Origin of the sequence: Nonomuraea montanisoli (assembly GCF_013363975.1) — a bacterium.
GTDB lineage: Bacteria > Actinomycetota > Actinomycetes > Streptosporangiales > Streptosporangiaceae > Nonomuraea > Nonomuraea montanisoli.
Map to the genome: position 1 here is coordinate 201355 of NZ_JABWGN010000018.1, position 26911 is coordinate 228265.

A 26911-nucleotide genomic window follows, 5' to 3' on the forward strand; every position below is an offset into this window, starting at 1 on the left:
CGCCGTTCCACATGGGCTGCTTGGCGGTGCCTACGATCTTGCAGACGCGGCTGCTAACAACGGGCTTGGGCGATCTTAGATACGAGTGGATGGCGCCTTCGTCAAGTGAAGCCTCCAGCAGGTCTTGTCGCCCGTCCTGGACGGCTCTGGGCGATCAAGTTTTCATTCGTAATCAAGTGCTCAGGACAGGGACCGTTGCGAAGCCGTCGGCGAGATCAGCCATGGAGGAGATGGCCACCGCGTCGGGAGGATGGGCGAGGCGCTTGCGGGGGCCACGCTTGTTGACCACTCCGAGGGAGCGGATCCCGGCGCGCCTGGCCAGGCGCGTGGACTCCGGGCTCAGGGTGACCAGGGCGCAGTCGGCGGGCTTGGCGTCGAGTTCTTGCACGGTCTTTTTGAGGAGGGCTTCGCCCGTCCAGTCGTCGGCCGGCAGCGGGATGAGCCACTCACGGCCGACGACCCCTCCGACGAACTGTCGGAGGCCGTGCAGGTCCAGGTAGGTCTCCATCGCGTCAGAGGAGGTGTCGCCGACCACCGCGATGCGTCTGCCGCTGGCGTGGCAGGCGTGCAGCGCTTCGCGTACTCCTGGTACGGGCACGGCCGTGCGTGCCGCCGTGATCTCGGCGTCGCGCACGAGCCGGGCCGCTTCGGCGCCGATGTCCCGGTTGACGTCCTGGGCGTACCACATCATATCGATCGGGTCCGAGTTGATGGCGACGAGGAACGGCATCCGGTGCCCCGAGGCGAAGAGCCGGTCGTGGATCTCCCTGGCGATCGGTGCCGGGTCCATCTGGTCAGAGAGGCCGCAGATCGCGTCGTCGAAGACGAAGAGGGCGGCGCGGGTCTGCTCCAGGACTCGGGCGACATGGGGTCGTGTCGTCCTGACTGCCAACCGGACTCCTCGCCGAAGTATGTAGAAGTATGTATACGTAGGTCAGTGGCCGCGAGGCACCCGATCAGGTTGCCGGTCGCCTGTGTACTGGAAGGTATCGCAAGCACCTCCGGCGACACCTTCCAGTACACAGGGCACAACGAGGGCACACGAGGGTGTGAGGCGACCGGAGAAGCCGAGAAACGGTGAGTGACCGCACCGCAGGTCAATGGCCAGGTCGCGGCATCACTCCAGCTCTCAACGCCCGCTGCGGGAGAAGTGCTGGTAGTCCTTGGTGCCGGACCAGGAGCCGCCCCAGCCCCAGCCCACCGCGGCGAACGTGCGCACCACGCGGTCGCCCGCGTTGATGACGCCCTCGCCGCGCATCGGACGGTGGGCGTACTTCTTGGCGTTGGCGTGGGCGGTGCTGCCGGAGGCCGTCACGTACGGGTTCTCGCGCGGGTTGAGGTCGATGGCCTCGCCGTACGCGTGGTTGGACCAGTTGCTCGAACCCGTGGCGGCCCGGCAGTTGAACGCCGAGGTGTTGTCGGCGTCGATGGAGTCGTAGTCGTCGCCCTTGTAGACGTCCACGAGCCGCATCTGCCTGATCGGGTAGCGCATGGCGTACAGCTTCTTGAAGACGGTCACGACGTCGTCGGTGACGGTCTTGCGCACGACCAGCTCGCCGGTGTGGGCGCGGTCGTCGAAGCCCCAGTACGTCATCGTGACCAGCCGCAGGTCCTGGTGGGAGACCGGGCACCCGGGACGCCAGGAGTACGGCAGGCGCTTGCGGGCGATCGGGGTCACCTTGGCGGCGAACGGCGGCGGCCCGGTTCTCGTCGGGGAGGGCGTGGGCGCCGGTGTGGTGGCGCCCGCCCCGCCGGTCGCGGACGTGGGAGCCGACGGCAGGCTCTGGGTGGACGGAGCGGCTGAGGACCCGGCCGGGGCCGGCTGACCGCCGCCGCCGCCGCACGAAATGGACGCGAGCACCACGAACGCCATGGTGGCAGCACCTTTCATCTGGCCACCCTACGCGAAGCCGGTCAGGAGCCCCACCCGAAGACGGAGGGCCCGCAGCTTTCCGGGTAAACAGGCAATCCCATACCAGGTGACCGCAAACCGGTATTGACATCCGCATTCCGCACCCGCACTCTGTTGCGTATAGCGCTAGACGTTGCTCTTTGTGAAACCGGGGTGTGCCACGATGATCCCTGCGTGCCCTCTCGCGTCACTGCCGCGAGGCGAGGCTCTCCGCCTCGACGTCGATCCGCCCATCGCCGTCTTCCACACCGACGACGGTGAGATCTTCGCGATCGACGACACCTGCACCCACCAGGACGCCTCGCTGGCGGACGGCTGGCTGGAGGGCTGCGAGGTCGAGTGCCCGCTGCACGCCTCGCGGTTCGACCTGCGCACCGGAAAGGTGGACGCCCCGCCCGCCAAGCGGCCGGTCCGCACCCACGAGGTCGTCGTCGAGGACGACACCATCTATGTCGTGCCGTCGGACGCGCCGCCCAACCTCCCGCCGGGCGTCACCCTGAAGGGGGAGGCGTGAACACCGTCTGCGTCGTCGGCGCCTCGCTGGCCGGGCTGCTCACCGCTCGCGCGCTGCGCAGCCAGGGCTACGCCGGGCGGCTCGTCGTCATCGGCGACGAACCGCACCGGCCCTACGACCGCCCGCCGCTGTCCAAGGACTTCCTCAAGGGCGCGATCGGCGAGGCCGACCTGGCCCTGGAGGGCGAGGACGAGGAGCCGGGCATCGAGTGGCGACTCGGCGTGGCCGCCACCCACCTCGACGCGACCGCCCGCCGCGTGACGCTGAGCGACGGCACCTCCCTCGCCGCCGACGGCGTCGTCATCGCGACCGGCGCGGCCGCGCGCACGCTGCCCGGCACCGAGGGGCTCGCCGGGGTGCACACGCTGCGCACCCTGGACGACGCCCGTGCCCTGCGCGACGACCTCGGGACCGCCAGGAGGCTGGTGGTGATCGGCGGCGGCTTCATCGGCGCCGAAGTCGCCGCGACCGCCCGCGAGCTCGGCCTCGACGTCACGCTCGTCGAGTCGGGTCCGGCGCCGCTGGCCGGCGTCATCGGCCTCACGATGGCGCAGGCCGTGGCCGACCTGCACGAGCAGCGCGGCGTCCGGCTGGTCCGCGGCGTCCAGGTGACGGAGGTGACCGGCACGGACCGCGCCGACGGCGTGCGGCTGTCGGACGGCACGCACCTGCCCGCCGACGTCGTGGTCGCCGGGATCGGGGCCGTGCCCAACATCGCCTGGCTGCGGGGCAGCGGGCTGGAGCTGGGCGACGGCGTGCTCTGCGACGAGGGCGGCGGCGCCTCCGTCCCCGGCGTCGTGGCCGTCGGCGACTGCGCGGCCTGGTGGGACCCGGTACGGAGCCGCCACCACCGGATCGAACACTGGACCGGCGCCCGCCAGCGGGCCGTCGTCGCGGCGGCGACCCTGCTGTCCGGCGGCACCGCCCGCCCCGAGCCGGCGCGCCCCGCCTACTTCTGGTCCGACCAGTTCGACGTGAAGATCCAGTTCATCGGGCACGCCCGCGACGCGGACACGGTGACCGTGGAGGAGGGCGACCCGGCGGGCGGCAGCTTCCTCGCCGTCTACCGTCAGGGAGACCGCCCGGTGGCGGTGCTGGGCGTCAACCAGGTCCGGCTGTTCACGCGCTGGCGCCGCCAGTTGGAGACCGCGCCGGTGCAGGCCGGCTGAAACAGGAGTGAATCATGGCTCATGAAGTACGCGGCGTGGTCGCGACGGGCAAGGGCAAGCCGGTCAGCCTGGAGACGATCCTGGTGCCGGACCCGGGTCCCGGCGAGGCGCTGGTCAAGGTGCAGGCGTGCGGCGTCTGCCACACCGACCTGCACTACCGCGAGGGCGGCATCAACGACGACTTCCCGTTCCTGCTCGGCCACGAGGCGGCCGGGGTGGTCGAGGCCGTCGGCCCGGACGTCACCGAGGTCGCCCCCGGTGACTTCGTGATCCTGAACTGGCGCGCGGTGTGCGGGTCGTGCCGCGCCTGTCTCAGGGGCCGCCCGCAGTACTGCTTCGCCACCCACAACGCCACCCAGAAGATGACGCTCCTGGACGGCACGCCGCTCAGCCCCGCGCTGGGCATCGGCGCGTTCGCGGACAAGACGCTGGTGGCCGCGGGGCAGTGCACGAAGGTCGATCCGGCCGCCTCCCCGGCCGCCGCGGGGCTCCTCGGGTGCGGCGTGATGGCCGGTCTCGGCGCGGCCGTGAACACCGGCGCGGTCGGCCGCGGCGACTCGGTCGCGGTCATCGGCTGCGGCGGCGTCGGCAACGCGGCGGTCGCCGGGGCGCGGCTGGCCGGCGCCACCACGATCATCGCCGTGGACGTGGACGACCGGAAGCTGGAGTGGGCGCGCGGCTTCGGCGCGACGCACACCGTGAACGCCAAGGAGAGCGACCCCGTCGAGCGGATCAGGGAGCTCACCGGCGGCTTCGGCGCGGACGTGGTGATCGACGCCGTCGGGCGTCCCGAGACGTACAAGCAGGCGTTCTACGCCCGCGACCTGGCCGGAACGGTCGTGCTCGTCGGGGTGCCGACGCCGGAGATGACGCTGGAGCTGCCGCTGCTCGACGTCTTCGGCCGCGGCGGCGCGCTGAAGTCGAGCTGGTACGGCGACTGCCTGCCCAGCCGCGACTTCCCCATGCTGGTCTCCCTCTTCCTGCAGGGGCGCTTCGAGCTGGACGCCTTCGTCACCGAGACCATCGGCCTGGACGACGTCGAGGAGGCCTTCGCCAAGATGCACCACGGCGAGGTGCTGCGGTCGGTGGTGGTGCTCTGATGGTCGACAAAATCATCACCAAAGGCACGTTCTCCCTCGACGGCGGCACCTGGGACGTCGACAACAACGTCTGGCTGATCGGCGACGACGACCAGGTGCTCGTGGTCGACGCGGCCCACGACGCCGACGCGATCGAGCGGGCCGTGGCCGGCCGGCGCGTGACCGGGATCGTGTGCACGCACGCCCACGACGACCACGTGAACGCCGCTCCCGAGCTGGCCGCGCGCACCGGCGCGCCCGTGCTGCTGCACCCGGACGACGAGGTGCTGTGGAAGCTCGCGCACCCGTCGGCGACGCCCGATCGGGCGCTGGCGAACGGGCAGATCCTGCGGGTCGGCGACCTGGCCGTGCATGTCCTGCACACTCCGGGGCACGCTCCGGGAGCGGTCAGCCTGTACGTGCCCGAGCTCGGCGCGTTGTTCTCCGGCGACACCCTGTTCCAGGGCGGGCCGGGGGCCACGGGCAGGTCGTACAGCGACTTCCCGACGATCATCGCGTCGATCAGCGGGACCTTGCTCACACTCCCCGCCGAGACGGTGGTGCACACCGGCCACGGCGACGACACCACCATCGGAGCCGAGGCTCCCCATCTTGAGGACTGGATCCGCCGAGGACACTGACCCGGCCCGTACCAGAGGAGTACTCCCGTGACCGCCTCACCATCGACCACCTCCAGCGTGATCCCCACCCTGCCGGGCCGCTACTACACCGATCCGGAGCTCTTCGCGCTGGAGCAGAAGAACATCTTCGAGGCGATGTGGTTCTGCGTGGTGCGCTCGTCCGACCTGCCCAAGCCGGGCTCGTTCAAGACGGTGCAGGTCGGCACCGAGAACTTGATCATCAGCCGGGCGCGTGACGGGTCGATCCGCGCCTTCTACAACGTGTGCCGGCACCGCGGCGCGACCCTCTGCACGGAGGAGTCGGGCGAGGTGAAGCGCGCCTTCCAGTGTCCGTACCACGCGTGGACCTACGACCTGGACGGCAAGCTGATCGCGGCGCCCAACCTGAGCAAGATGACCGACCTGGACCGCGTGCAGTACGGGCTGGTCAAGGCGCACGTGCGGGAGTGGCTCGGCTACGTGTGGGTCTGCCTGGCCGAGAACCCGCCGTCGTTCGAGCAGGACGTGCAGGGCGCGGTGGTGGAGCGGCTGGGCTCCCTGGAGCTGATCGACAACTACGGTGTGGCCGAGCTGGAGGTGGGCCGGCGCATCGTCTACGACGTCAAGGCCAACTGGAAGCTCATCGTCGAGAACTTCATGGAGTGCTACCACTGCGCCACGATCCACCCCGAGCTGACCGAGGTCCTGCCGGAGTTCGCCGACGGCTACGCCGCGCAGTACTTCGTGGGCCACGGCGCCGAGTTCGGCGAGCAGATCGAGGGCTTCACCGTGGACGGCTCGGCCGGGCTCGACCGCATCCCGGGCGTGAGCGAGGACCAGGACCGCCGCTACTACGCGATCACCATCAAGCCGCAGGTGTTCATCAACCTGGTGCCCGATCACGTTATCCTGCACCGCATGTTCCCCTTGGCGGTGGACCGCACGGTCGTGGAGTGCGACTGGCTGTACCTGCCCGACGTCGTGGCGAGCGGCAAGGACCTCGACAAGTCCGTCGAGCTCTTCCACCGGGTCAACGAGCAGGACTTCGACGCCTGCGAGCGCTGCCAGCCGGCGATGAGCTCGCGCACGTACGCGGAGGGCGGCGTGCTCGTCCCCAGCGAGCACCACATCGGCGCCTTCCACGAGTGGGTCCAGGACCGGATCGGCTAGCGGTGAGCGGCGAGGACGAGGAGGACCCGCGCGTCCGCCCGCCCAAGGACTGGGCGGGCGGCCTGCCCGCGGTGGGGCACGCGATGCAGATCGCCCACCAGCAGATGGGCGCCGCCCGCTCCGTGCGGACGCTGCTGCTGGTCAACCAGAAGAACGGCTTCGACTGTCCCGGCTGCGCCTGGCCGGAGGGCGAGCACCGCAGCCCCGCGGAGTTCTGCGAGAACGGGGCGAAGGCCGTCGCCGAGGAGGCCACCACGCGCCGGGTCGGGCCGGAGTTCTTCGCCGCCCATCCGGTGCGCGACCTGGCCACCCGCACCGACTACTGGCTCGGCCAGCAGGGACGGCTGACCGAGCCGATGCACAAGCCGCCCGGCTCCGACCACTACGTGCCGATCGGCTGGGCGCGGGCGTTCGAGATCGTCGCCAGGGAGCTGCGCGCCCTCGGCAGCCCCGACGAGGCCGTCTTCTACACCTCGGGCCGCACCTCGAACGAGGCGGCCTTCGCCTACCAGCTGCTCGTGCGGCGGCTGGGCACCAACAACCTGCCGGACTGCTCGAACATGTGCCACGAGTCCAGCGGCTCGGCGCTGACCGAGACGCTGGGCATCGGCAAGGGCACGGTGTCGCTGGACGACCTGCACCGCGCCGAGCTGATCTTCGTGGTGGGGCAGAACCCCGGCACGAACCATCCCCGCATGCTGACCGCGCTGGAGCGGGCCAAGCGCGGCGGGGCGCGGATCATCGCCGTCAACCCGCTGCCCGAGGCGGGCCTGCTGCGCTTCAAGAACCCGCAGCGCCCCTCCGGGCTGGGCCGCGGCACCACGCTGGCCGACCGTTTCCTGCAGATCCGGCTCAACGGGGACATGGCGCTGTTCCAGGCGCTGTCGCTGCTGCTGCTCGACACCGCCGACCGGCGTTTCGTCGATGAGCACACGTACGGGTTCGAGGCGTGGGAGAAGCACCTGCGCGACCTCGACTGGGAGAAGGTCCTGGCGGCGACCGGCCTGTCGCGGGAGGAGCTGGAGGAGACGGCCCGCGACGTGCGCGCGGCGGGCTCGGTCGTCGTCTGCTGGGCCATGGGGCTGACGCAGCACCGCAACTCGGTGGCGACGATCAGGGAGGTGGTCAACTTCCTGCTGCTGCGCGGCAACGTCGGGCGTCCCGGCGCGGGCGTGTGCCCGGTGCGCGGCCACTCCAACGTGCAGGGCGACCGGACCATGGGCATCTACGAGAAGCCCTCGGCCGCCTTCCTCGACGCGCTGGGCGGGGAGTTCGGGTTCGAGCCGCCGCGCCGCCACGGGCTCGACACGGTGGACGCGATCCGCGCCATGCGCGACGGGTCGGTCAAGGTCTTCTTCGGCATGGGCGGCAACTTCGTCCGGGCGACACCCGACAGCGACGTGACGGAGGCCGCGCTGCGCCGTACCCGGCTGACCGTGCAGGTGTCCACCAAGCTCAACCGCTCGCACGCGGTGTGCGGCGAGGAGGCCCTCATCCTGCCGGTGCTGGGACGCACCGAGCGCGACGAGGCGGGCTACGTCACGGTCGAGGACTCCATGGGGCTCGTCCACGCCTCCCGGGGCAGGCTGAGACCCGCCTCGCCGCACCTGCTCTCGGAGGCGGCGGTGGTCTGCCGGCTGGCCCGGGAGCTGTTCGGCGACGACCCGCACGTGCCGTGGGCGGAGTTCGAGCGCGACCACGGCGCGATCAGGGACCGCATCGCGCGGGTCGTCCCCGGCTTCGAGGACTTCAACGCGCGGGCGCCCGGCGGGTTCGCGCTGCCCAACGCGCCGAGGGACGAGCGCCGCTTCCCGACGGCCACGGGCAGGGCCAACTTCACCGTCAACGCGCTGGAGGTGCTGGACGTGCCTCCAGGCCGCCTGCTGCTCCAGACGGTGCGCAGCCACGACCAGTACAACACCACGATCTACGGCCTCGACGACCGCTACCGCGGGGTCAAGGCGGGCCGCCGGGTGGTCTTCGTGCACCCCGATGACCTGGCCGAGCGCGAGCTGGCCGACGGCGACCTGGTGGACCTGGTCAGCGAGTGGCCGGACGGCGAGCGCACGGCCCCGGGGTTCAGGGTGATCGCCTACCCCACGGCCCGCGGCTGCTGCGCGGCCTACTTCCCGGAGACGAACGTGCTGGTGCCGCTCGACTCGGTGGCCGAGACCTCCAACACCCCGACCTCGAAGAGCGTGGTGATCCGGCTGGTGCGGGCTAGCCCGCGTAGCCCAGCCGGCGGCTGATCTCCTCGGCGCCGCCGATGAGGACGGGGGCGAGCTCCCGCATGCGCTCGCCGCTGAACCGGTAGGCGGGCCCGGACGCGCTGACCGCGGCGACGACCTCGCCGTGGTAGGCGCGGATGGGCGCGGCCATGGCGTTCAGCCCGTCCTCCAGCTCCTCCAGGGTGTAGGCGCAGCCCGTCGTGCGGACCTCGGCGAGCTGCTCCTGGAGCTTGTCGACGTCGGTGACGGTCCGTGGCGTGAGGCTCTCCAGGTGGACGCCGGACAGCAGCCGGGAGCGCTCGTTGTCGTCGAGGTAGGCGAGGAGCACCTTGCCGCTGGAGGTGGCGTGCAGCGGGGTGATCTGGCCGACCCAGTTGTACGCGGTGACGGCCGAGGGGCCGCGGACCTGGTCGAGGTTGACCGCGTAGGCTGAACGGAGCACGGCGATGTTGACCGTCTCGCCGATCTCCTCGGCCAGGCGGTGGCAGACGGGCCGCGCGCGCTGGGTGACGTCCATCTGCGTGCTGACCCCGCCGGCCAGGCGGATGATGCCGAAGCCGAGCCGGTACTTCCCGCGGTCCTCGGCCTGTTCGACCAGGCCGCGTGCCTCCAGCGCGCCGAGCAGCCGGAACGCCGTCGACTTGTGCACGTCGATCTCCGCCGCGACCTCGCTCACTCCCGCCTCGCCCCGGCGGGAGAGGATCTCCAGGACGCTGATCGCCCGGTCGACCGACTGCACACCGCCACTGCCCGACTCGTTGCTCATAGCGAAACTGTAAGTGCTTTGAGGAACTTCCGTCGATCGCAGCAGGAAAAGATCTGTTGTTGCGACTAGTGAAACGCAGTGCGTATGGCGCTACGATTTGGTGAAACGTGCGATGAGACGAGGCACTATGACGTCACACCACTACGACTTCGTCATCGTCGGAGGCGGCTCGGCCGGCTGCGCTCTGGCCAACCGGCTTTCCGCGGATCCCGGCACACGGGTGCTGGTCCTGGAGGCCGGCCGGCCGGACTATCCGTGGGACGTGTTCATCCACATGCCCGCCGCCCTCCCCTTCCCGATCGGCAACCGCTTCTACGACTGGCGGTACGAGTCCGAGCCGGAACCGTTCATGCACGACCGGCGGATCTACCACGCCCGCGGGAAGGTGCTCGGCGGCTCCAGCAGCATCAACGGCATGATCTTCCAGCGGGGCAACCCCATGGACTACGAGCGCTGGGGCGCCGACCCGGGGATGAAGAACTGGGACTACGCCCACTGCCTGCCGTACTTCAAGCGGATGGAGAACTGCCTGGGCGATCCGGGCACGCCCTTCCGCGGCCATGACGGACCGCTGGTCATGGAGCGCGGGCCGGCCACCACGCCGCTGTTCGGGGCGTTCTTCGAGGCCGTCCAGCAGGCCGGCTACCCCCTGACGGACGACGTCAACGGCTACCGCCAGGAGGGCTTCGCCCGCTTCGACCGCAACATCCGCAACGGCCGCCGGCTCAGCGCCGCCCGCGCCTACCTGCACCCCGTGCTCAACCGGCCCAACCTCACGGTCAAGACCCGCGCGTTCGTGTCGAGGATCCTCTTCGAGGGCACGCGGGCGGTCGGTGTGGAGTACGACGGCGGCACCGTGCGCGCCAAGGAGGTCATCCTGGCCGGCGGCGCCATCAACTCGCCGCAACTGCTCCAGTTGTCCGGCGTCGGCAACGCCAAGGAGCTGGGCGCCCTCGGCATCGACGTGGTGCACGACCTGCCGGGCGTCGGCGAGAACCTGCAGGACCACCTGGAGGTCTACATCCAGCACGGCTGCTCCCAGCCGGTCTCGATGCAGCCCAACCTGCAGAAGTGGCGCCATCCGTGGATCGGCGCGCAGTGGCTGTTCCTGCGCAAGGGGCCCGGGGCGACCAACCACTTCGAGGCGGGCGGGTTCGTCCGCAGCAACGACGACGTCGAGTACCCCAACCTGATGTTCCACTTCCTGCCCATCGCCGTGCGCTACGACGGCTCGGCGCCCGCGGGCGGGCACGGCTACCAGGTGCACGTCGGGCCGATGTACTCCGACGCCCGCGGCTCGGTGAAGATCAAGAGCACCGACCCCCGGCAGCATCCGGCCCTGAGGTTCAACTACCTGTCCACCGAGCAGGACCGCAGGGAGTGGGTGGAGGCCGTCAGGGTCGCCCGCAGCATCCTCGGCCAGCCCGCCCTGGGCGCGTTCAGCACCGGCGAGGTGTCGCCGGGGCCGTCCGTGGAGACCGACGAGGAGATCCTCGACTGGGTCGCGCGGGACGGCGAGACGGCGCTGCACCCCTCCTGCACGGCCAGGATGGGCATCGACGAGATGTCCGTGCTCGACCCGGAGACCATGCGGGTCCACGGCGTCGAGGGGCTGCGCGTGGTGGACGCCTCGGCCATGCCGTACGTCACCAACGGCAACATCTACGCGCCGGTCATGATGCTGGCGGAGAAGGCGGCCGACCTGATCCTCGGCAACACCCCGCTCCCGCCCGAGACCACCGCGTTCTACCGGCACCGCTCCCAGGCATAGAGCCCAGGCATAGAGCCCAGGCATAGAAAGGAGGCGGTGGGGGCCCGCCGCGGTCCCCACCGCCTCCTGGCTCTTCTCCGTCGCCCTCAGCGGAAGACGACTGTGCGGTCCCCGTTGAGCAGGACGCGGTGCTCGCTGTGCCACTTCACGGCCCGGGCGAGCACCTGTGCCTCGACGTCCCTGCCCGCCGCGCTCAGGTCCTCCGGGTCGAGCTCGTGGTCCACCCGCGCCACGTCCTGCTCGATGATGGGGCCCTCGTCGAGGTCCGCCGTGACGTAGTGCGCGGTCGCGCCGATGAGCTTCACGCCGCGCTCGTGCGCCTGGTGGTACGGCTTGGCGCCCTTGAAGCCCGGCAGGAAGGAGTGGTGGATGTTGATGGCCCGGCCTTCGAGCCGCTTGCACGTGTCGTCGGACAGGATCTGCATGTAGCGGGCCAGCACGACGAGGTCGGCGTCGTACTCCTCGACCAGCTCCAGCACCCTGGCCTCGGACTCGGCCTTGGTGTCCGGGGTGACGGGCAGGTGGTGGAACGGCACGCCGTAGGAGGCGGCCAGCGGTTCGAGGTCGGGGTGGTTGGAGACGATCGCCGGGATCTCGATGTTCAGGCCGCCGACCTGCTTGCGGAAGAGCAGGTCGTTCACGCAGTGGCCGAACTTCGAGACCATGATGAGCGACCTGGTGGGCGTCGCGGCGTCGTTGAGCCGCCAGGTCATCTGGAAGGACTCGCCGACGTAGGTGAAGCCGGCGCGCAGCTCGTCGAGGCCGTGCTGGGCCGCGAAGTGCACGCGCATGAAGAAGCCGCCGCCCCGGCGGTCGTTGAACTGCTTGCTCTGGAGCATGTTGCCGCCGTGCTGTACCAGGAAGCTCGTCACCGCGTACACGATGCCCGGCTTGTCGGCACAGGAGACCGTGAGGATGAACTCGCGTCCAGGATCGGGCCGAGGAGACATCGCACCTCCTGGTGTTGCGTGTTGCGTATGACGCAAGACGGTGATGTATACGCAACAGCGTGATGTCCTGGCACGCTCCAGTCAAGAGGGGGCGGGGAAGAGCGAAAGCGCAGCGTAAGGATTCGGCGGGGATTTGCCCCAGGTCTTGACGAATCGGGAACGGCCGTCGATTCTGTTCCCCATTAAGCATTGCCTTGCGCAGTACGCAACGATCAAAGGTGTGCCGATGACCGATCTCTACATCGGCGGCACGTGGACCAAGCCAGCCGACGGTGGCCAGCGCAGCATTCACTCGCCCGCCGACGGCAGTCTCGTTACCACGGTCGCAGAAGCCACCGCGACCGACGCCGTGGCCGCGATCCAGGCCGCCAGGCAGGCGTTCGACCACGGACCCTGGCCGGGCACCCCGGCCCGGGAGCGCGGCGCCCTCCTCCACCGGGTCGCCGACCTGCTGGAGCGCGACCGGGCGGAGTTCGCCCGCGCCGAGTCGGGTGACACCGGCAAGCGTGTCGTGGAGAGCGAGTACGACGTCGACGACTCCGTCTCCTCCCTACGCTACTTCGCCGGCGTCGCCGGCACCGACGCGGGACGCGTGGTGGACACCGGCCGCGACGACGCGATCAGCCGGATCGTGTACGAACCGGTCGGCGTGTGCGGCCTGATCACCCCCTGGAACTACCCACTCCTGCAGGCGACCTGGAAGGTCGCCCCCGCCCTGGCGGCGGGCAACACCTTCGTCCTCAAGCCCAGCGAGCTCACCCCGAGCACCGCGATCCTGCTGATGCGCGCGCTGGAGGAGGCGGGCCTGCCCGCGGGCGTCGCCAACCTGGTGCTCGGCGCCGGGGCGGCGGCCGGCGCGCCGCTCGCCGAGCACCCGGACGTGGACCTGGTGTCGTTCACCGGCGGCCTGGACACCGGGCGGCGCCTCATGGCCGCGGCTTCGTCCACGGTCAAGCGGGTGGCACTCGAGCTCGGCGGGAAGAACCCCAACGTGGTCTTCGCCGACGCCGACTTCGAAGCGGCGGTCGACTTCGCGCTCACGGCCGTGTTCCTGCACTCGGGCCAGGTGTGCTCGGCCGGTGCCCGGCTGCTCGTGGAGGACTCCCTGCACGACGCGTTCGTCGACGAGGTCGTCCGGCGGGCCGAGCTGATCCGCCTGGGCGGGCCGTACGACCCGGAGGCCCACACGGGCCCGCTCATCTCCGCCGCGCACCTCGCCAAGGTGGAGGAGTACGTGGCCGCGGGCCTCGCCGAGGGCGCCGTGCTGCGCTGCGGCGGCTACCGGCCCGAGGGCCCCGGCTTCTTCTACCGGCCCACCGTCCTCGACGAGTGCAAGCAGGGCATGCGCGTGGTGCGCGAGGAGTCGTTCGGCCCCGTGCTGACCGTCGAGCGCTTCACCACCGAGGACGAGGCCGTCCGGCTCGCCAACGACACCGAGTACGGCCTGGCCGGCGCCGTCTGGACCCAGGACGCGGGCAAGGCGCAGCGGGTGGCCGGCCGGCTGCGCCACGGCACGGTGTGGATCAACGACTACCACCCCTACGTGCCGCAGGCCGAGTGGGGTGGCTTCAAGCAGTCCGGCATCGGCCGCGAGCTCGGGCCGACCGGGCTGGACGAGTACCGAGAGATCAAGCATGTGTGGCAGAACATCCGCCCGCGCGCCCAGAAGTGGTTCCCAGCGAACTGACGCTCCGAAGACCAACGCTCTGAGAGGTGGTCATGACCGCACCGTCAGTGGCCGAACGTAGTGCACCCGACACCGATGCCCCCCCGATCCTCTCCGTGCGCGAACTGTGGAAGGTGTTCGGCCCGAAAGCGGAAAGCGTCGTGGGCAGCTCGCTCACCCGCAAGGAGCTCAAGGAGCAGTCGGGCTGCGTCGCCGCCGTCCGTGACGTCTCCTTCGAGGTCCGGCGGGGCGAGGTGTTCGTCGTCATGGGCCTGTCGGGCTCCGGCAAGTCCACCCTGGTCCGCTGCCTGACCAGGCTGATCGAGCCCACGGCCGGCGAGATCCTGCTGGACGGCGAGGACGTGCGCAAGGCCGACGAGCGCCGGCTGCGCGAGCTGCGCAGGCACCGCATGGCCATGGTCTTCCAGCACTTCGGCCTGCTGCCGCACCGGTGCGTGCTGGACAACGTCGCCTTCGGGCTGGAGATCCGCGGGGTGGCCAAGCAGGACCGCTACGAGCGGGCCCGCGAGGTCATCGGGCTGGTCGGCCTCAACGGCTTCGAGAACTCCTATCCCGACCAGCTCTCCGGCGGCATGCAGCAGCGCGTCGGCCTGGCCCGGGCCCTCGCGGCCGACCCCGAGGTGCTGCTGTTCGACGAGCCGTTCTCCGCGCTGGACCCGCTGATCCGGCGCGAGATGCAGAACGAGGTCTGCCGGCTGCACCAGGAGGTCGGCAAGACGATGATCTTCATCACCCACGACCTCAGCGAGGCGCTCAGGCTGGGCGACCGGATCCTCATCATGCGCGACGGCGAGGTCATCCAGATCGGCACGCCCGACCAGGTCGTGGGCGCGCCGGCCGACGACTACGTGCGCGACTTCGTCAGCGACGTCCCCCGCTCCCACGTGCTCACGCTGCGCTGGGTCATGCGCCCGCCGCAGCCCGGCGAGCCGCTCGACGGTCCCGAGCTCGGCCCGGACGTGGTCATCCGCGACGCCGTCCACGCCGTGCTCTCCGCCGAGCGGCCGGTGCGCGTGACCGACGGCGGAAACCTGCTGGGAGTGGTCACGAGCGCGGAGATCCTCGAGGTGATCGCCGGGAAGGCGGAGGGATGACAGCCGTCTCCGCGACCACGGCGGTGGCCGCCAGGCTGCCGGCCCGCAGGTACCTGATCGCCCTGGCGATCGCGGTGTGGGCGGCGGGCTGGGCGCTGCTGCGCGGGCACGACACGCTCGCGCTGGGCGGAGCCGAGCTCACCCCGCTGCACGGCGCGCTGAGCGACGCGATGGACGCGATCGACGACAGCCGCAACACCAACCCGTTCTTCCTCTACTTCATCAACTACATCCGGCTCTTCCTGGACGAGGCCGTGACGGCCGTCCAGGCCCTGATCAGCCAGCCCGCCCTGGGCCGGCCGGTCCCCGTGCTGGGCTGGCTCGGCGTGACCGGGCTGGCCACCGCGGTCGCCCTGCTGTACGGCAACAGGAGGGTCGCGCTGCTGACGGCCGCCGGGTTCCTGTCCTTCGGCGCGCTGGGCCTGTGGCAGGAGAGCATGGACACGCTGGCGCTCACGCTGACCGCGGTGGCGCTGTCGCTGGCCGTGGGCATCCCGCTCGGGATCTGCGCCGGGCTGAGCGACCGGTTCCACCGCCTGGTGACGCCGGTGCTGGACTTCATGCAGACCATGCCGACGTTCGTCTACCTCGCGCCGCTCACCCTGTTCTTCCTCATCGGGCCCGCCAGCGCGACGGTGGCGACGATGATCTACGCGATCCCGCCGGCCATCCGCATCACCGCGCACGGCATCCGGCAGGTCTCCTCCGACACGCTGGAGGCCGGCACCTCGCTCGGCGCCACGCCGGCGCAGGCGCTGCGGCACGTGCGGCTGCCCATGGCCAAGCAGACGATCATCGTCGGCGTCAACCAGACCATCATGGCCGCCCTGTCCATGGCCACCATCGCGGCGCTCATCGACGCGCCCGGCCTGGGGCAGACGGTGCTGAAGGCGCTGCAGACCCTCGACGTCGGCACCGCCTTCAACGCCGGGCTGGCCATCGTGATCATGGCCGTGGTGCTGGACCGGGTGACCTCGGCGGCCAGCCGCCGGGTGGAGGCGGAGCGCCGGGCCGGGCGGATGCGCACGACGCGGGGCCGCCGCCTGGAGGTGGCGGGCGTCCTGGGCGTCGCCGGAGTGCTCGCGTACCTGTCGTACACCTACGTCTGGGCGGCGGAGTTCCCCATCGCGGCGAACGCCGGCCCGTACGTGCGCCGCGCGGCCGACGCCGCGAGCCAGTGGGTGCAGGACAGCCTGGTCACCTACACCGACGCCCTCAAGAACCTGCTGACCAACCAGTTCCTCAACCGGCTGGAGGCGCTGCTGACCGGCTCGCCCTGGTGGCTGGTCACGATCGTGGCCGTGGCCCTCGCCCTGCTCGTGGGCAGCGTGCGGGCGGCGCTGGTGACCGCGGCCGGGCTGCTGCTGCTGGTGCTGCTCGGGCTGTGGCAGGACAGCATGGTCACGCTGGCCTCGACCATCGTCGCGACGGTCCTCGTCATGCTGCTCGGCGTGGTCGCCGGCGTGTGGATAGGCCGCAGCGACCGGGCGGACACCGTGCTGCGGCCCGTGCTGGACGCCGGCCAGACCATGCCGGCCTTCGTCTACCTGGTGCCCATCCTCGGCCTGTTCGGCGCGACACGGTTCACCGCGATCATCGCGGCCGTGGTGTTCGCGGCGCCCGTGGCGATCAAGCTGGTGGCCGAGGGCATCAGGGGCGTCTCGCCCACCACCGTCGAGGCCGCGACCTCGGCGGGGGCGAGCACCTGGCAGCTCATCTCCAAGGTCCAGCTCCCGATGGCGCGCAGCGCCGTGACGCTGGCGGCCAGCCAGGGACTCATCTACGTGCTGTCCATGGTGGTCGTGGGCGGTCTGGTCGGCGCGGGGGCGCTCGGCTACGACGTCGTGGCCGGCTTCTCGCAGCACCAGCTACGAGGCAAGGGGCTGGCCGCCGGGCTCGCGATCGTCGTGCTCGGCATCGTGCTCGACCGGGTCATGCGGGCCGCCACCCAGCGGGCGGACGTGGCGGCGCACGGCGGGCCGCACCACAAGTGAACGACACCGGCCGGTTCTCGGCCCGAGAAACCCAGGAGGACCAGGTGGCAGTTACCAGGAGCGGAAAGGTCAGGGCCGCCGCGCTCGTGACGGGTGCCGGACTTCTGCTCACCGCGTGCGGTGGAGCGAAGGTCGGAGAGACCGGCACCGCCTCGACCGGCGGCTCGAAAGGCTGCGGCACCTTCAACCTCGCGGTCAACCCGTGGGTCGGCTACGAGGCCAACGCGGCGGTGATCGCCCAGGTGGCCGAGAAACAGCTCGGCTGCAAGGTGGTGAAGAAGGACCTGAAGGAGGAGGTGGCCTGGCAGGGATTCGCGACCGGCGAGGTGGACGCGGTCGTGGAGAACTGGGCCCACGACGACCTGAAGAAGAAGTACATCGACGAGCAGAAGGTCGCCGTGTCGGCGGGGCCGACCGGCAACAAGGGCGTCATCGGCTGGTACGTGGCGCCGTGGATGGCCAAGAAGTACCCGGACATCACCGACGGGAAGAACCTCAACAAGTACGCCTCGCTGTTCAAGACCTCCGAATCCGACGGCAAGGGGCAGCTGCTCGACGGCGACCCGTCGTTCGTCACCAATGACGCGGCCCTGGTGAAGAACCTCAAGCTCGACTACAAGGTCGTGTACGCGGGCAGTGAGACCGCGCTCATCACCGCCTTCCGCCAGTCGGAGAAACAGCAGAAACCGGTCATCGGCTACTTCTACGAGCCGCAGTGGTTCCTGTCGGAGGTGAAGCTGGTCAAGGTCAACCTGCCCGCCTACACCGAGGGCTGCGACGCCGATCCGGCCAAGGTGGCGTGCGACTACCCGCCGTACGAGCTGGACAAGATCGTGAGCAAGAAGTTCGCGGACTCGGGCAGCCCCGCCTACACCCTGGTGAAGAACTTCACCTGGACGAACGACGACCAGAACCTCGTGGCGAAGTACATCGCGCAGGACAAGATGTCGGCCGACGAGGCGGCCGCCAAGTGGGTGGCCGACAACCCCGACAAGGTCAAGGCCTGGCTTCCCACGAGCTGACGCCTGCCCGCGCAACCCCGCGCCCGGCCCGATCGACGACCGCGATCGGGCCGGGCGCGTTGGCGTTTCCCAGCGGTCGGCAAACCGCCTGGAAAACCGTACGGAATCCGACGAACACCCCCTTGACACCCGGAATGCGGCGGGTGACTCTTGTTGCGGAAAGTGCGCTTGGTTGCATATATCGCAACAACGGAGGTGGCTATGACGGTCCCGAGCGTCGTCATCATCGGCGCGGGCGTGGTCGGCGCGGCTCTGGCCGACGAGCTGTCCGCCCGCGGCTGGACCGACGTCACCGTCGTGGACCAGGGGGACGTGCCCGCCACCGGCGGCTCCTCGTCACACGCCCCTGGGCTGGTGTTCCAGATCAACGGGTCGAAGACCATGACCGAGATGGCCCGTTACACGGTGGAGAAGTTCGTCGAGCTGGACAGCTTCCACCAGGTGGGCGGGCTTGAGGTCGCCACCACCCCCAAGCGGCTCGCCGAGCTGCACCGCCGCCACGGCTGGGCGACGGCCTGGGGGATCGAGACCCACCTGCTCACGGCCGAGGAGAGCGCGGCCAGGCACTCCCTGCTCGACGCCGACAAGGTGCTCGGCGGGCTGTACATCCCCACCGACGGCCTGGCCAAGGCGGTCAAGGCGGTCGACGCCCAGCTCACCCGGGCCCGCGAGCGCGGCGTGCGGGTGCTCGCCCGCCACGAGGTGCTGGACGTCAGGACCGAGGGCGGCCGGGTCGCCGCGGTGGTGACCGACCAGGGCGAGATCCCCGCCGACATCGTGGTGTGCTGCGCCGGGATCTGGGGCCCCCGGGTCGCCCGCATGGTCGGCATGAACCTGCCCCTCACCCCGGTCGCCCACCAGCTCGCCTGGACCGGGCAGGTGCCCGGCCTGGCCGGCCAGAAGGTCGAGTGCTCCCGGCCGATCCTCCGCCACCAGGACGCCGACCTGTACTTCCGCGAGCGCTTCGACACGCTCGGCATCGGCTACTACGGCCACCGGCCCATGCCGGTCAGCGCCGACGACATCCTGTCCGTGGACGAGGCCGAGGTGATGCCGTCGGTGCTCACCTTCACGCCCGACGACTTCGCCGAGGCGTGGAGCGAGACCCAGGAGCTCCTCCCGTCCACCCGCTCGGCCAAGGTGGAGGAGGGCATCAACGGCCTGTTCTCCTTCACCACCGACCACCTGCCGCTCATGGGCGAGTCGCCCGAGGTCAAGGGCTTCTGGGTGGCGGAGGCCGTCTGGGTCACCCACTCCGCCGGGGTCGGCCGCGCGATGGCCGAGTGGCTGGTCGACGGCCACTGCTCGACGTTCGACCTGCACGAGTGCGACGTCAACCGGTTCGAGCCGCACCAGGTCGCGCCCGACTACGTGCTGGCCCGCGGCTGCCAGAACTACGTCGAGGTCTACGACATCATCCACCCGCTCCAGCCGATGCGGGAGCCCCGTCCGCTGCGCACCAGCCCGTTCCACCCGCGGCAGCAGGAGCTCTGCGCGGCCTTCCTGGAGGCGTCGGGCTGGGAGCGCCCGCAGTGGTACGCCGCCAACGCGCCGCTGCTGTCCGGACGCGAGATCCCCACGCCGGGGGACTGGGCGGCCCGGTACTGGTCGCCGATCGTCGGCGCGGAGGCGCAGGCCACCCGCGAGGGCGTCGCCATGTACGACATGACCGCGCTCAAGCGGCTGGAGGTCTCCGGACCGGGAGCCGTCGCCTTCCTCCAGCGCCTCACCACCGGCGACGTGGACAAGTCCATCGGCTCCGTGACGTACTGCCTGCTCCTCGACACCGACGGCGGCATCCGCAGCGACGTCACCGTGGCCCGGCTGGGCGCCCAGGAGTTCCAGGTCGGCGCCAACGGCAACCTGGACCTCGACTGGATGGAACGCCACCGGCCCGCCGACGTGTTCGTCCGCGACATCACGCCCGGCACCTGCTGCATCGGCGTCTGGGGCCCCAAGGCGCGTGACCTCGTCCAGCCGCTGACCGCCACCGACCTGACCGCGCTGCGCTACTTCCGCGGCGTCCGCACCTACATCGGCAACGTGCCGGTCACCATGCTGCGCCTGTCGTACGTGGGCGAGCTGGGCTGGGAGATCTACACCACCTCCGACATGGGGCTCAAGCTGTGGGACACCCTGTGGGAGGCCGGCCGGGAGCACGGCGTCATCGCCGCCGGCCGCGGCGCCTTCACCAGCCTGCGGCTGGAGAAGGGCTACCGCTCCTTCGGCACCGACATGACCTACGAGCACGACCCGTACGAGGCCGGGCTCGGGTTCGCCGTCAAGCTCGACAAGGGCGACTTCATCGGGCGCGAGGCGCTGCTCGCCCGCAAGGAGTCGGTCACCCGCAAGCTCACCTGCCTGCTCACCGACGAGGTGGTCATGGGCAAGGAGCCCGTGTACGACGGTGAGCGGCCCGTCGGCCACGTCACCAGCGCCGCCTACGGCTACACGATCGGCAAGGGCATCGCCTACGCGTGGCTGCCCGCCTCGCTCGCCGACCCGGGCCAAGCCGTCCAGATCGGCTACTTCGACCGCAGGGTGGACGCGGTCGTGGCCGAGGAGCCCCTGTTCGACCCGGCGATGACCCGGCTGCGCGGTTAGGAAAGGACCTCACATGATCGACACCCCGCTGGACGTGGTGGACCCGGAGATCCACGCCGCCATCGGCGCGGAGCTGGCCCGGCAGCGATCGACGCTGGAGATGATCGCGTCGGAGAACTTCGCGCCCCAGGCGGTCATGACCGCCCAGGGCTCGGTGCTGACCAACAAGTACGCCGAGGGCTACCCGGGCCGGCGTTACTACGGCGGCTGCGAGCACGTGGACGTGGTCGAGCGGCTGGCCGTCGACCGGGTGAAGGCGCTGTTCGGGGCGGAGGCGGCCAACGTGCAGCCGCACTCGGGCGCCCAGGCCAACGCCGCCGCGATGTCGGCGCTGCTGGAGCCGGGCGACACCATCCTCGGCCTCGACCTGGCCCACGGCGGGCATCTCACCCACGGCATGCGGATCAACTTCTCCGGCCGGCTCTACAACGTGGTCGCCTACCACGTGCGCGAGAGCGACCACCTGGTCGACATGGACGAGGTCGAGCGGCTGGCCCGCGAGCACCGGCCCAGGCTGATCATCGCCGGCTGGTCGGCGTACCCGCGCCACCTCGACTTCGCCGCCTTCCGCCGGATCGCCGACGAGGTGGGCGCGTACCTGATGGTGGACATGGCGCACTTCGCCGGCCTGGTGGCGGCGGGCCTGCACCCGTCGCCCGTGCCGCACGCCCACGTGGTCACCACGACCACGCACAAGACCCTCGGCGGCCCCCGCGGCGGCGTGATCCTGTCCACGGAGGACCTCGCCAAGAAGATCAACTCGTCGGTGTTCCCGGGCCAGCAGGGCGGGCCGCTGGAGCACGTCATCGCCGCCAAGGCGGTCGCGTTCAAGATCGCCGCGGAGGAGGAGTTCCGCGAGCGGCAGCGGCGGACCCTGGAGGGCGCGCGCATCCTCGCCGACCGCCTGCTCGCCCCCGACGCGGTCGCCGCCGGCGTCAAGGTGCTCACCGGAGGCACGGACGTCCACCTCGTCCTGGTGGACCTGCGCGACTCGGAGCTGGACGGCAAGCAGGCCGAGGACCGGCTGCACGCGGCGGGCATCACGGTCAACCGCAACGCCGTGCCGTTCGACCCGCGCCCGCCGATGGTCACCTCCGGCCTGCGCATCGGCACGCCCGCCCTGGCCACCCGCGGATTCGGCGCCGCGGACTTCACCGAGGTCGCCGACGTCATCGTGGGCGCCCTGACCCCGGGCGCCGACCTGGACCACCTGCGCGGCCGGGTCGAGGCGCTCGCCGGCAAGCACCCGCTCTACGGAGCCATCGAGCACTCCCTCCACGGAGAGGCCCGATGAGCCCCCGCCCGCCCGGCGCCGACCTGCCCGAGCACCCCGACCGGCTGTGGAACGCCGCCGAGCCGAAGTCCTCCTACGACGTGGTGATCGTCGGCGGCGGCGGCCACGGCCTGGCCACCGCCTACTACCTGGCCAAGAACCACGGCATCACCAACGTCGCGGTCCTGGAGCGCGGCTGGCTGGCCGGCGGGAACATGGCCCGCAACACCACCATCATCCGCTCCAACTACCTGTGGGACGAGAGCGCCGGGATCTACGAGCACGCCCTCAAGCTCTGGGAGGGGCTGGAGGACGAGCTCGACTACCCGCTGCTGTTCAGTCAGCGCGGCGTCCTCAACCTGGCGCACAGCCTGCAGGACGTGCGCGACAGCGTCCGGCGGGTGGAGGCGAACCGGCTCAACGGCGTGGACGCCGAATGGCTGGACCCGCGGCAGGTCAAGGAGGTCTGCCCGATCGTCGAGATCTCCCCGGACGTGCGATACCCGGTGATGGGGGCGACGTTCCAGCCGCGCGCCGGCATCGCCAAGCACGACTACGTCGCGTGGGGGTTCGCCCGCGCCGCGGCGGCGCTCGGCGTCGAGTTCATCGAGAACTGCGAGGTCACCGGGCTGCGGGTGAGCGACGGCCGGGTCACCGGCGTCGAGACCACCCGCGGGAGCATCGCGGCGGGCCGGGTGGCGCTGTGCGCCGCCGGGCACACCTCGGTCGTGGCCGCCACCGCCGGCATCGACCTGCCGCTGCAGAGCCACCCGCTCCAGGCGCTGGTCTCCGAGCTGCTGGAGCCGGTGCACCCGACGGTCGTCATGTCCAACGCCGTCCACGTGTACGTCAGCCAGGCCCACAAGGGCGAGCTGGTGATGGGCGCGGGCATCGACGCGGCCAACTCCTACCGCCAGCGCGGCGCCTTCCACATCATCGAGCAGCAGATGGCCGCGGCGCTGGAGCTGTTCCCGATCTTCGCCAGGGCGCACGTGCTGCGCACCTGGGGCGGCGTCGTGGACGTCACGCCGGACGCCTCGCCGATCGTCGGGCTGAGCCCGGTCGACGGCCTGTATCTCAACTGCGGCTGGGGAACCGGTGGGTTCAAGGCCACGCCCGGCGTGGGCTGGTGCTTCGCCCACACGGTGGCCCACGACGAGCCGCACCCCCTCGCCGCTCCCTTCTCTCTTGACCGATTCGTCACCGGGGCGCTCGTCGACGAGCACGGCGCCGCCGCGGTCGCGCACTGAGGACGTCACATGCTGCTGATTCCCTGCCCATGGTGCGGGCCTCGCGAGGAGGCCGAGTTCCACTACGGCGGACAGGCCCACGTCGCCTACCCGGAGGACCCGGCCGCGCTCTCCGACGAGGAGTGGGCCCGCTACCTGTTCTTCCGCGACAACCCCAAGGGCGTGTTCGCCGAGCGGTGGAGCCACTCCGCGGGCTGCCGCCGCTGGTTCAACGCCCTGCGTGACACCGCGACCAACCAGATCCACGGCGTCTACCGGGTCGGCGAGCCGCGGCCGGTGGCGTCGTGAGGCGCGACGGCGGCGGCCGGATCGACCGCTCCCGGGTGCTGCGCTTCCGGTTCGACGGGCAGGAGTACACCGGCCACCCCGGTGACACCCTGGCCTCCGCGCTGCTGGCCAACGGCGTGCGCCAGGTCGCGACGAGCGTCAGGCTGGGCCGCCCGCGCGGCGTCTTCGCCGCGGGCGGCGAGGAGCCCAACGCGGTCGTCCAGATCGAGGAGCCGTTCCCCGAGCCGATGCTGACCGCCACCACCGTCGAGCTGTACGACGGCCTGGTGGCCCGCAGCCTCGCCGGTCAGGGGCGGCTGGCCGCCGGGCCCGACCCGGCACGCTACGACGCCGTCCACGCCCACTGCGACGTCCTGGTGGTCGGCGCCGGTCCGGCCGGACTGGCCGCGGCCCGCGCCGCAGCCGCCACCGGCGCGCGCGTGATCCTCGCCGACGACCAGCCCGAACCGGGCGGCGGCCTCCTCGGCTCCCGCGACGAGGTGGACGGCGTGCCCGGCGCCGAGTGGGCCGCCGCGACGGCGGCCCACCTGGAGGAGCAGCCCGAGGTCAGGGTGCTGCGGCGGACCACCGTCTTCGGCTACTACGACGACAACTACCTGGTCGCCGTCGAGCGGCGCACCAACCACCTGGGCGCGGCGGCTCCCGCACACGTGGCCCGCGAGCGGGTCTGGCGGATCAGGGCGCGGCGGGTGGTGCTGGCCACCGGCGCGCACGAGCGGCCGATCGCCTTCGCCGGCAACGACCTGCCCGGCGTGATGCTGGCCGGCGCCGCCCGCACCTACGCCACCAGGTACGGCGTGCTGCCGGGCCGCCGGGCCGTGGTGTTCGCCGCCAACGACGGCGCCTACGCCGCCGCCCTCGACCTCGCCGACGCGGGCGTGGACGTGGCGGCCGTCGTGGACCCGCGGCCCGCCGCCGGTGAGCTCGTCGCCGCCCGGCTGCGCGAGCGCGGCGTCGAGCTGCTGGCCGGGCACGTGGTGACGGCCGCCCGGGGCGACGGGCAGGTCTCCTCGGTCGAGGTCTCCCCGGTCTCCTCAGGCGGCGTCTCCTCCATCGACGCCGACCTGCTGCTCGTGTCGGGCGGCTGGAACCCGGTCGTCCACCTGTTCAGCCAGTCGGGCGGCACGCTGCGCTACGACGAGGCGATCGGCACGCTCGTCCCGGACGCCTCCACCCAGGCGGTCGAGGCGGCCGGGGCCGCCAGGGGCGTGTTCGCGCTGCCCGGCTGCCTGGCCGACGGCACCGGCGCGGGCGCTCGTGCCGCGTCGGCGTCCCGAGCCGCGTCGGCGTCCCGTCCCGTGGAGGCGCCGCGGGCGGAGGAGACGCCGGAGGCGGCCCCTCTGGCGTACTGGCTGGTCCCGGCCGACGACTACACGGGCCACTTCGTGGACCTGCAGCGCGACGTGACGGTGGCCGACGTCCACCGGGCGACCGGCGCCGGGCTGCGCTCCGTCGAGCACGTCAAGCGCTACACCACCGCAGGCACGGCACACGACCAGGGCAAGACCTCCGGCCTGCTGACCTCGGCGGTCGTGGCCCAGGCCCTGGGCGTCCCGGTGGCCGAGCTGGGCACGACCACGTTCCGCGCCCCGTACCAGCCCGTGAGCTTCGCGGCGCTGGCCGGGCGGGACCGCGGCGCGCTGCACGACCCGGTCAGGGTGACGGCGCTGCACGAGTGGCACGTCGCGAACGGCGCGCTGTTCGAGAACGTCGGCCAGTGGAAGCGCCCCTGGTACTACCCGCGTCCCGGTGAGGACATGGAGGCCGCGGTGCTGCGCGAGTGCGCGGCCGCGCGCGAGGGCGTGGCCGCGATGGACGCCTCCACCCTCGGCAAGATCGACGTGATCGGCCCCGACGCCGGGGAGTTCCTGGACCGGCTCTACACCAACCTGATGAGCTCGCTGAAGGTCGGCTCCATCCGCTACGGCGTGATGTGCCGGCCCGACGGGATGGTGTTCGACGACGGCACCGTGATCCGCGTCGCCGACGACCACTTCCTCGTCACGACCACGACCGGCAACGCGGCGGCCGTGCTCGACTGGATGGAGGAGTGGCTCCAGACCGAGTGGCCGTGGCTGCGGGTCCACCTCACGTCGGTCACCGAGCAGTGGGCCACGGTCGCGCTCGTCGGCCCCGGCTCGCGCGAGGTGCTCGCGGGCCTGGCGCCCGGCCTCGCGGTGGGCGTGGACGACTTCCCGTTCATGACGTGGCGCGAGGCGGAGGTGGCCGGCGTCCCCGCGCGGGTGTGCCGGATCAGCTTCTCCGGCGAGCTGGCCTTCGAGATCAACGTGACGTCCTGGGACGGCCTGCGCCTGTGGACGGAGATCATGGACACCGGCCTGGTGACCCCGTACGGGACCGAGACCATGCACGTGCTGCGGGCCGAGAAGGGTTACCCGATCGTCGGCCAGGACACCGACGGCACCGTCACGCCGCAGGACCTGGGTATGTCCTGGGTCGTGTCGAAGAAGAAGCCCGACTTCGTCGGCAAGCGCTCCTTCTCGCGGGCCGACACCATGCGGACGGACCGCAAGCAGCTCGTCGGCCTGCTGCCGGAGGATCCGGAGGTCCTGCTGCCCGAGGGGACCCACCTGGTGTCCACGGGCACGCTGCCGGAGCCGCCCGTGCCCATGCTCGGCCACGTGACGTCCAGCTACCGCAGCGCGGCGCTGGGCCGCACGTTCGCGCTCGCGCTGGTGCGGGGCGGGCAGGGCCGGCACGGCGAGCGGCTGTACGCGCCCGTCGGGGACACGCTGGTGCCCGTCACCGTCACCTCCCACGTCCTGTACGACCCGGAAGGAGCGCGCCGTGATGGCTGAGCGCAGGAGTCCGGCCGCGGCTTACGCCGGCCGGTTCGAGGCCGCGTCCCGGGGTGGGGCGCTGCGGCTGGCGGAGCTGCCGTTCCTCACCCAGATCGATGTGCGCGTCGATCCGTCGTCCCCGGCGGCCGGGGACATCGGGGACGCGCTCGGCGTGCCCCTGCCGGTCGAGCCGGGCACGGCCGTACGGGCCGGGTCGGGGGCCGACGAGGTGACCGTGGCGTGGCTCGGCCCGGACGAGTGGCTGGTCGTCGCGCCCGAGGGCCACCGGGTGGAGCTGCTGCGCAAGGGGCTCGGCGACCGGCACGGGTCGATCGTGGACGTGTCGGCCCAGCGCACCGCCCTGCTGGTCACCGGCCCGCGCGCGCGGGACCTGCTGGCCCACGGCTGCGCCCTCGACCTGCACCCGGCCGTCTTCGGGCCGGGCGCGTGCGCGCAGACCACGCTGGCCAGGGCCCAGGTCGTGCTGATCCCGCGGGAGGACGGCTTCCTCTTGCTGGTCCGCTCGTCGTTCGCGGCGTACCTGGCGGAGTGGCTGCTGGACGCGGCGGCGGAATACGTGGCATGAGCATCGGCGTCTTCGACCTGTTCAAGGTCGGCATCGGCCCGTCGAGCTCGCACACCGGCGGCCCGATGGCCGCCGCGCACAAGTTCGCGCGCGGCCTCGACCAGGACGGCCTGCTCGACCAGGTCGCCCGCGT

The 26911-nt window shown here is 71.4% G+C and carries 22 protein-coding genes; 18 read left to right on the forward strand and 4 right to left on the reverse strand.

The features are described from left to right. Nucleotides 1-172: 172 nt before the first annotated feature. Both HTZ77_RS37895 and HTZ77_RS37900 read right to left on the reverse strand, forming a co-directional pair. On the reverse strand, nucleotides 173-892 hold the full coding sequence (locus tag HTZ77_RS37895) for an HAD family hydrolase (protein ID WP_175594571.1): 720 nt from the start codon (nucleotides 890-892) through the stop codon (nucleotides 173-175). 237 nt (nucleotides 893-1129) lie between these two features. Then, nucleotides 1130-1891, reverse strand: a complete 762-nt coding sequence (locus HTZ77_RS37900; RefSeq protein WP_235995702.1) for a M15 family metallopeptidase — start codon at nucleotides 1889-1891, stop codon at nucleotides 1130-1132. 184 nt (nucleotides 1892-2075) lie between these two features. On the opposite strand from HTZ77_RS37900, the gene HTZ77_RS37905 reads away from it, so the two are divergent. From HTZ77_RS37905 to HTZ77_RS37930, 6 genes are read left to right on the forward strand one after another with little or no spacing between them, the layout of a single operon-like run. Further along, on the forward strand, nucleotides 2076-2426 hold the full coding sequence (locus HTZ77_RS37905) for a bifunctional 3-phenylpropionate/cinnamic acid dioxygenase ferredoxin subunit (protein WP_175594572.1): 351 nt from the start codon (nucleotides 2076-2078) through the stop codon (nucleotides 2424-2426). Next, nucleotides 2423-3595 (forward strand): NAD(P)/FAD-dependent oxidoreductase, encoded by a 1173-nt coding sequence (locus HTZ77_RS37910; protein WP_175594573.1) that lies wholly within the window; start codon nucleotides 2423-2425, stop codon nucleotides 3593-3595. The genes HTZ77_RS37905 and HTZ77_RS37910 overlap by 4 nt, the downstream gene beginning before the upstream one ends. Before the next feature lie 14 nt (nucleotides 3596-3609). Further along, nucleotides 3610-4695 carry an S-(hydroxymethyl)mycothiol dehydrogenase gene (locus HTZ77_RS37915; protein ID WP_175594574.1) on the forward strand — a complete coding sequence of 362 codons (1086 nt, stop codon included), beginning with the start codon at nucleotides 3610-3612 and terminating at the stop codon, nucleotides 4693-4695. Continuing rightward, nucleotides 4695-5315: an MBL fold metallo-hydrolase gene (locus HTZ77_RS37920; RefSeq protein ID WP_175594575.1), complete on the forward strand. Its 621-nt coding sequence runs from the start codon at nucleotides 4695-4697 to the stop codon at nucleotides 5313-5315. Before HTZ77_RS37915 ends, HTZ77_RS37920 begins: the two co-directional genes overlap by 1 nt. Nucleotides 5316-5342: 27 nt before the next feature. Continuing rightward, nucleotides 5343-6464, forward strand: a complete 1122-nt coding sequence (locus HTZ77_RS37925; RefSeq protein ID WP_328809009.1) for an aromatic ring-hydroxylating oxygenase subunit alpha — start codon at nucleotides 5343-5345, stop codon at nucleotides 6462-6464. A gap of 2 nt (nucleotides 6465-6466) precedes the next feature. Continuing rightward, nucleotides 6467-8713, forward strand: coding sequence for an FdhF/YdeP family oxidoreductase (locus HTZ77_RS37930; protein WP_175594576.1), 2247 nt, complete (start codon nucleotides 6467-6469; stop codon nucleotides 8711-8713). Here the strand turns inward: HTZ77_RS37930 and HTZ77_RS37935 are convergent. Beyond that, entirely contained in the window at nucleotides 8685-9458 is a 774-nt protein-coding gene (locus HTZ77_RS37935; protein ID WP_205304463.1) for an IclR family transcriptional regulator, read from the reverse strand. The genes HTZ77_RS37930 and HTZ77_RS37935 overlap by 29 nt on opposite strands. A gap of 127 nt (nucleotides 9459-9585) precedes the next feature. On the opposite strand from HTZ77_RS37935, the gene betA reads away from it, so the two are divergent. Beyond that, the gene (gene betA, locus HTZ77_RS37940; protein WP_175594577.1) at nucleotides 9586-11229 is read left to right on the forward strand and encodes a choline dehydrogenase; all 1644 of its coding nucleotides are present in this window, start codon (nucleotides 9586-9588) and stop codon (nucleotides 11227-11229) included. A gap of 86 nt (nucleotides 11230-11315) precedes the next feature. Here the strand turns inward: betA and purU are convergent, their stop codons facing one another. Continuing rightward, on the reverse strand, nucleotides 11316-12179 hold the full coding sequence (gene purU, locus HTZ77_RS37945; RefSeq protein ID WP_175594578.1) for a formyltetrahydrofolate deformylase: 864 nt from the start codon (nucleotides 12177-12179) through the stop codon (nucleotides 11316-11318). Between the two features lie 226 nt (nucleotides 12180-12405). On the opposite strand from purU, the gene HTZ77_RS37950 reads away from it, so the two are divergent. The 11 genes from HTZ77_RS37950 to HTZ77_RS38000 form a co-directional block, all read left to right on the forward strand. Beyond that, complete coding sequence (locus tag HTZ77_RS37950) at nucleotides 12406-13866, forward strand: aldehyde dehydrogenase family protein (protein ID WP_175594579.1); 1461 nt, start codon at nucleotides 12406-12408, stop codon at nucleotides 13864-13866. Nucleotides 13867-13898: 32 nt separating this feature from the next. Next, a complete protein-coding gene (locus HTZ77_RS37955) occupies nucleotides 13899-14960 on the forward strand; it encodes a quaternary amine ABC transporter ATP-binding protein (protein ID WP_175594580.1) in 1062 nt (353 codons plus the stop codon). Next, complete coding sequence (locus HTZ77_RS37960) at nucleotides 14957-16954, forward strand: ABC transporter permease (RefSeq protein ID WP_175594581.1); 1998 nt, start codon at nucleotides 14957-14959, stop codon at nucleotides 16952-16954. Before HTZ77_RS37955 ends, HTZ77_RS37960 begins: the two co-directional genes overlap by 4 nt. A 44-nt stretch (nucleotides 16955-16998) precedes the next feature. Next, entirely contained in the window at nucleotides 16999-17976 is a 978-nt protein-coding gene (locus HTZ77_RS37965; protein WP_175594582.1) for an ABC transporter substrate-binding protein, read from the forward strand. Between the two features lie 201 nt (nucleotides 17977-18177). Further along, on the forward strand, nucleotides 18178-20580 hold the full coding sequence (locus tag HTZ77_RS37970; protein ID WP_175594583.1) for a GcvT family protein: 2403 nt from the start codon (nucleotides 18178-18180) through the stop codon (nucleotides 20578-20580). 13 nt (nucleotides 20581-20593) lie between these two features. Continuing rightward, complete coding sequence (gene glyA, locus HTZ77_RS37975; RefSeq protein WP_175594584.1) at nucleotides 20594-21874, forward strand: serine hydroxymethyltransferase; 1281 nt, start codon at nucleotides 20594-20596, stop codon at nucleotides 21872-21874. Then, complete coding sequence (locus tag HTZ77_RS37980; protein WP_175594585.1) at nucleotides 21871-23103, forward strand: sarcosine oxidase subunit beta family protein; 1233 nt, start codon at nucleotides 21871-21873, stop codon at nucleotides 23101-23103. The genes glyA and HTZ77_RS37980 overlap by 4 nt, the downstream gene beginning before the upstream one ends. 9 nt (nucleotides 23104-23112) lie before the next feature. Continuing rightward, on the forward strand, nucleotides 23113-23391 hold the full coding sequence (locus HTZ77_RS37985) for a sarcosine oxidase subunit delta (protein WP_175594586.1): 279 nt from the start codon (nucleotides 23113-23115) through the stop codon (nucleotides 23389-23391). Further along, nucleotides 23388-26210 carry a sarcosine oxidase subunit alpha family protein gene (locus HTZ77_RS37990; protein ID WP_175594587.1) on the forward strand — a complete coding sequence of 941 codons (2823 nt, stop codon included), beginning with the start codon at nucleotides 23388-23390 and terminating at the stop codon, nucleotides 26208-26210. The genes HTZ77_RS37985 and HTZ77_RS37990 overlap by 4 nt, the downstream gene beginning before the upstream one ends. After that, on the forward strand, nucleotides 26203-26778 hold the full coding sequence (locus HTZ77_RS37995; RefSeq protein WP_175594588.1) for a sarcosine oxidase subunit gamma: 576 nt from the start codon (nucleotides 26203-26205) through the stop codon (nucleotides 26776-26778). Before HTZ77_RS37990 ends, HTZ77_RS37995 begins: the two co-directional genes overlap by 8 nt. Then, on the forward strand, nucleotides 26775-26911 hold a 137-nt coding region (locus HTZ77_RS38000), incomplete at its 3' end, for a serine dehydratase beta chain (protein WP_281387753.1). The genes HTZ77_RS37995 and HTZ77_RS38000, both read left to right, overlap by 4 nt.

Coding starts and splice junctions, on each gene's coding strand:
- HTZ77_RS37900 (WP_235995702.1), bottom strand. CDS start 1,891: ATGAAAGGTGCTGCCACCATGGCGTTCGTGGTGCTCGCGTCCATTTCG.
- HTZ77_RS37905 (WP_175594572.1), top strand. CDS start 2,076: ATGATCCCTGCGTGCCCTCTCGCGTCACTGCCGCGAGGCGAGGCTCTC.
- HTZ77_RS37915 (WP_175594574.1), top strand. CDS start 3,610: ATGGCTCATGAAGTACGCGGCGTGGTCGCGACGGGCAAGGGCAAGCCG.
- HTZ77_RS37920 (WP_175594575.1), top strand. CDS start 4,695: ATGGTCGACAAAATCATCACCAAAGGCACGTTCTCCCTCGACGGCGGC.
- HTZ77_RS37935 (WP_205304463.1), bottom strand. CDS start 9,458: ATGAGCAACGAGTCGGGCAGTGGCGGTGTGCAGTCGGTCGACCGGGCG.
- betA (WP_175594577.1), top strand. CDS start 9,586: ATGACGTCACACCACTACGACTTCGTCATCGTCGGAGGCGGCTCGGCC.
- purU (WP_175594578.1), bottom strand. CDS start 12,179: ATGTCTCCTCGGCCCGATCCTGGACGCGAGTTCATCCTCACGGTCTCC.
- HTZ77_RS37950 (WP_175594579.1), top strand. CDS start 12,406: ATGACCGATCTCTACATCGGCGGCACGTGGACCAAGCCAGCCGACGGT.
- HTZ77_RS37955 (WP_175594580.1), top strand. CDS start 13,899: ATGACCGCACCGTCAGTGGCCGAACGTAGTGCACCCGACACCGATGCC.
- HTZ77_RS37960 (WP_175594581.1), top strand. CDS start 14,957: ATGACAGCCGTCTCCGCGACCACGGCGGTGGCCGCCAGGCTGCCGGCC.
- HTZ77_RS37970 (WP_175594583.1), top strand. CDS start 18,178: ATGACGGTCCCGAGCGTCGTCATCATCGGCGCGGGCGTGGTCGGCGCG.
- glyA (WP_175594584.1), top strand. CDS start 20,594: ATGATCGACACCCCGCTGGACGTGGTGGACCCGGAGATCCACGCCGCC.
- HTZ77_RS37980 (WP_175594585.1), top strand. CDS start 21,871: ATGAGCCCCCGCCCGCCCGGCGCCGACCTGCCCGAGCACCCCGACCGG.
- HTZ77_RS37985 (WP_175594586.1), top strand. CDS start 23,113: ATGCTGCTGATTCCCTGCCCATGGTGCGGGCCTCGCGAGGAGGCCGAG.
- HTZ77_RS37995 (WP_175594588.1), top strand. CDS start 26,203: ATGGCTGAGCGCAGGAGTCCGGCCGCGGCTTACGCCGGCCGGTTCGAG.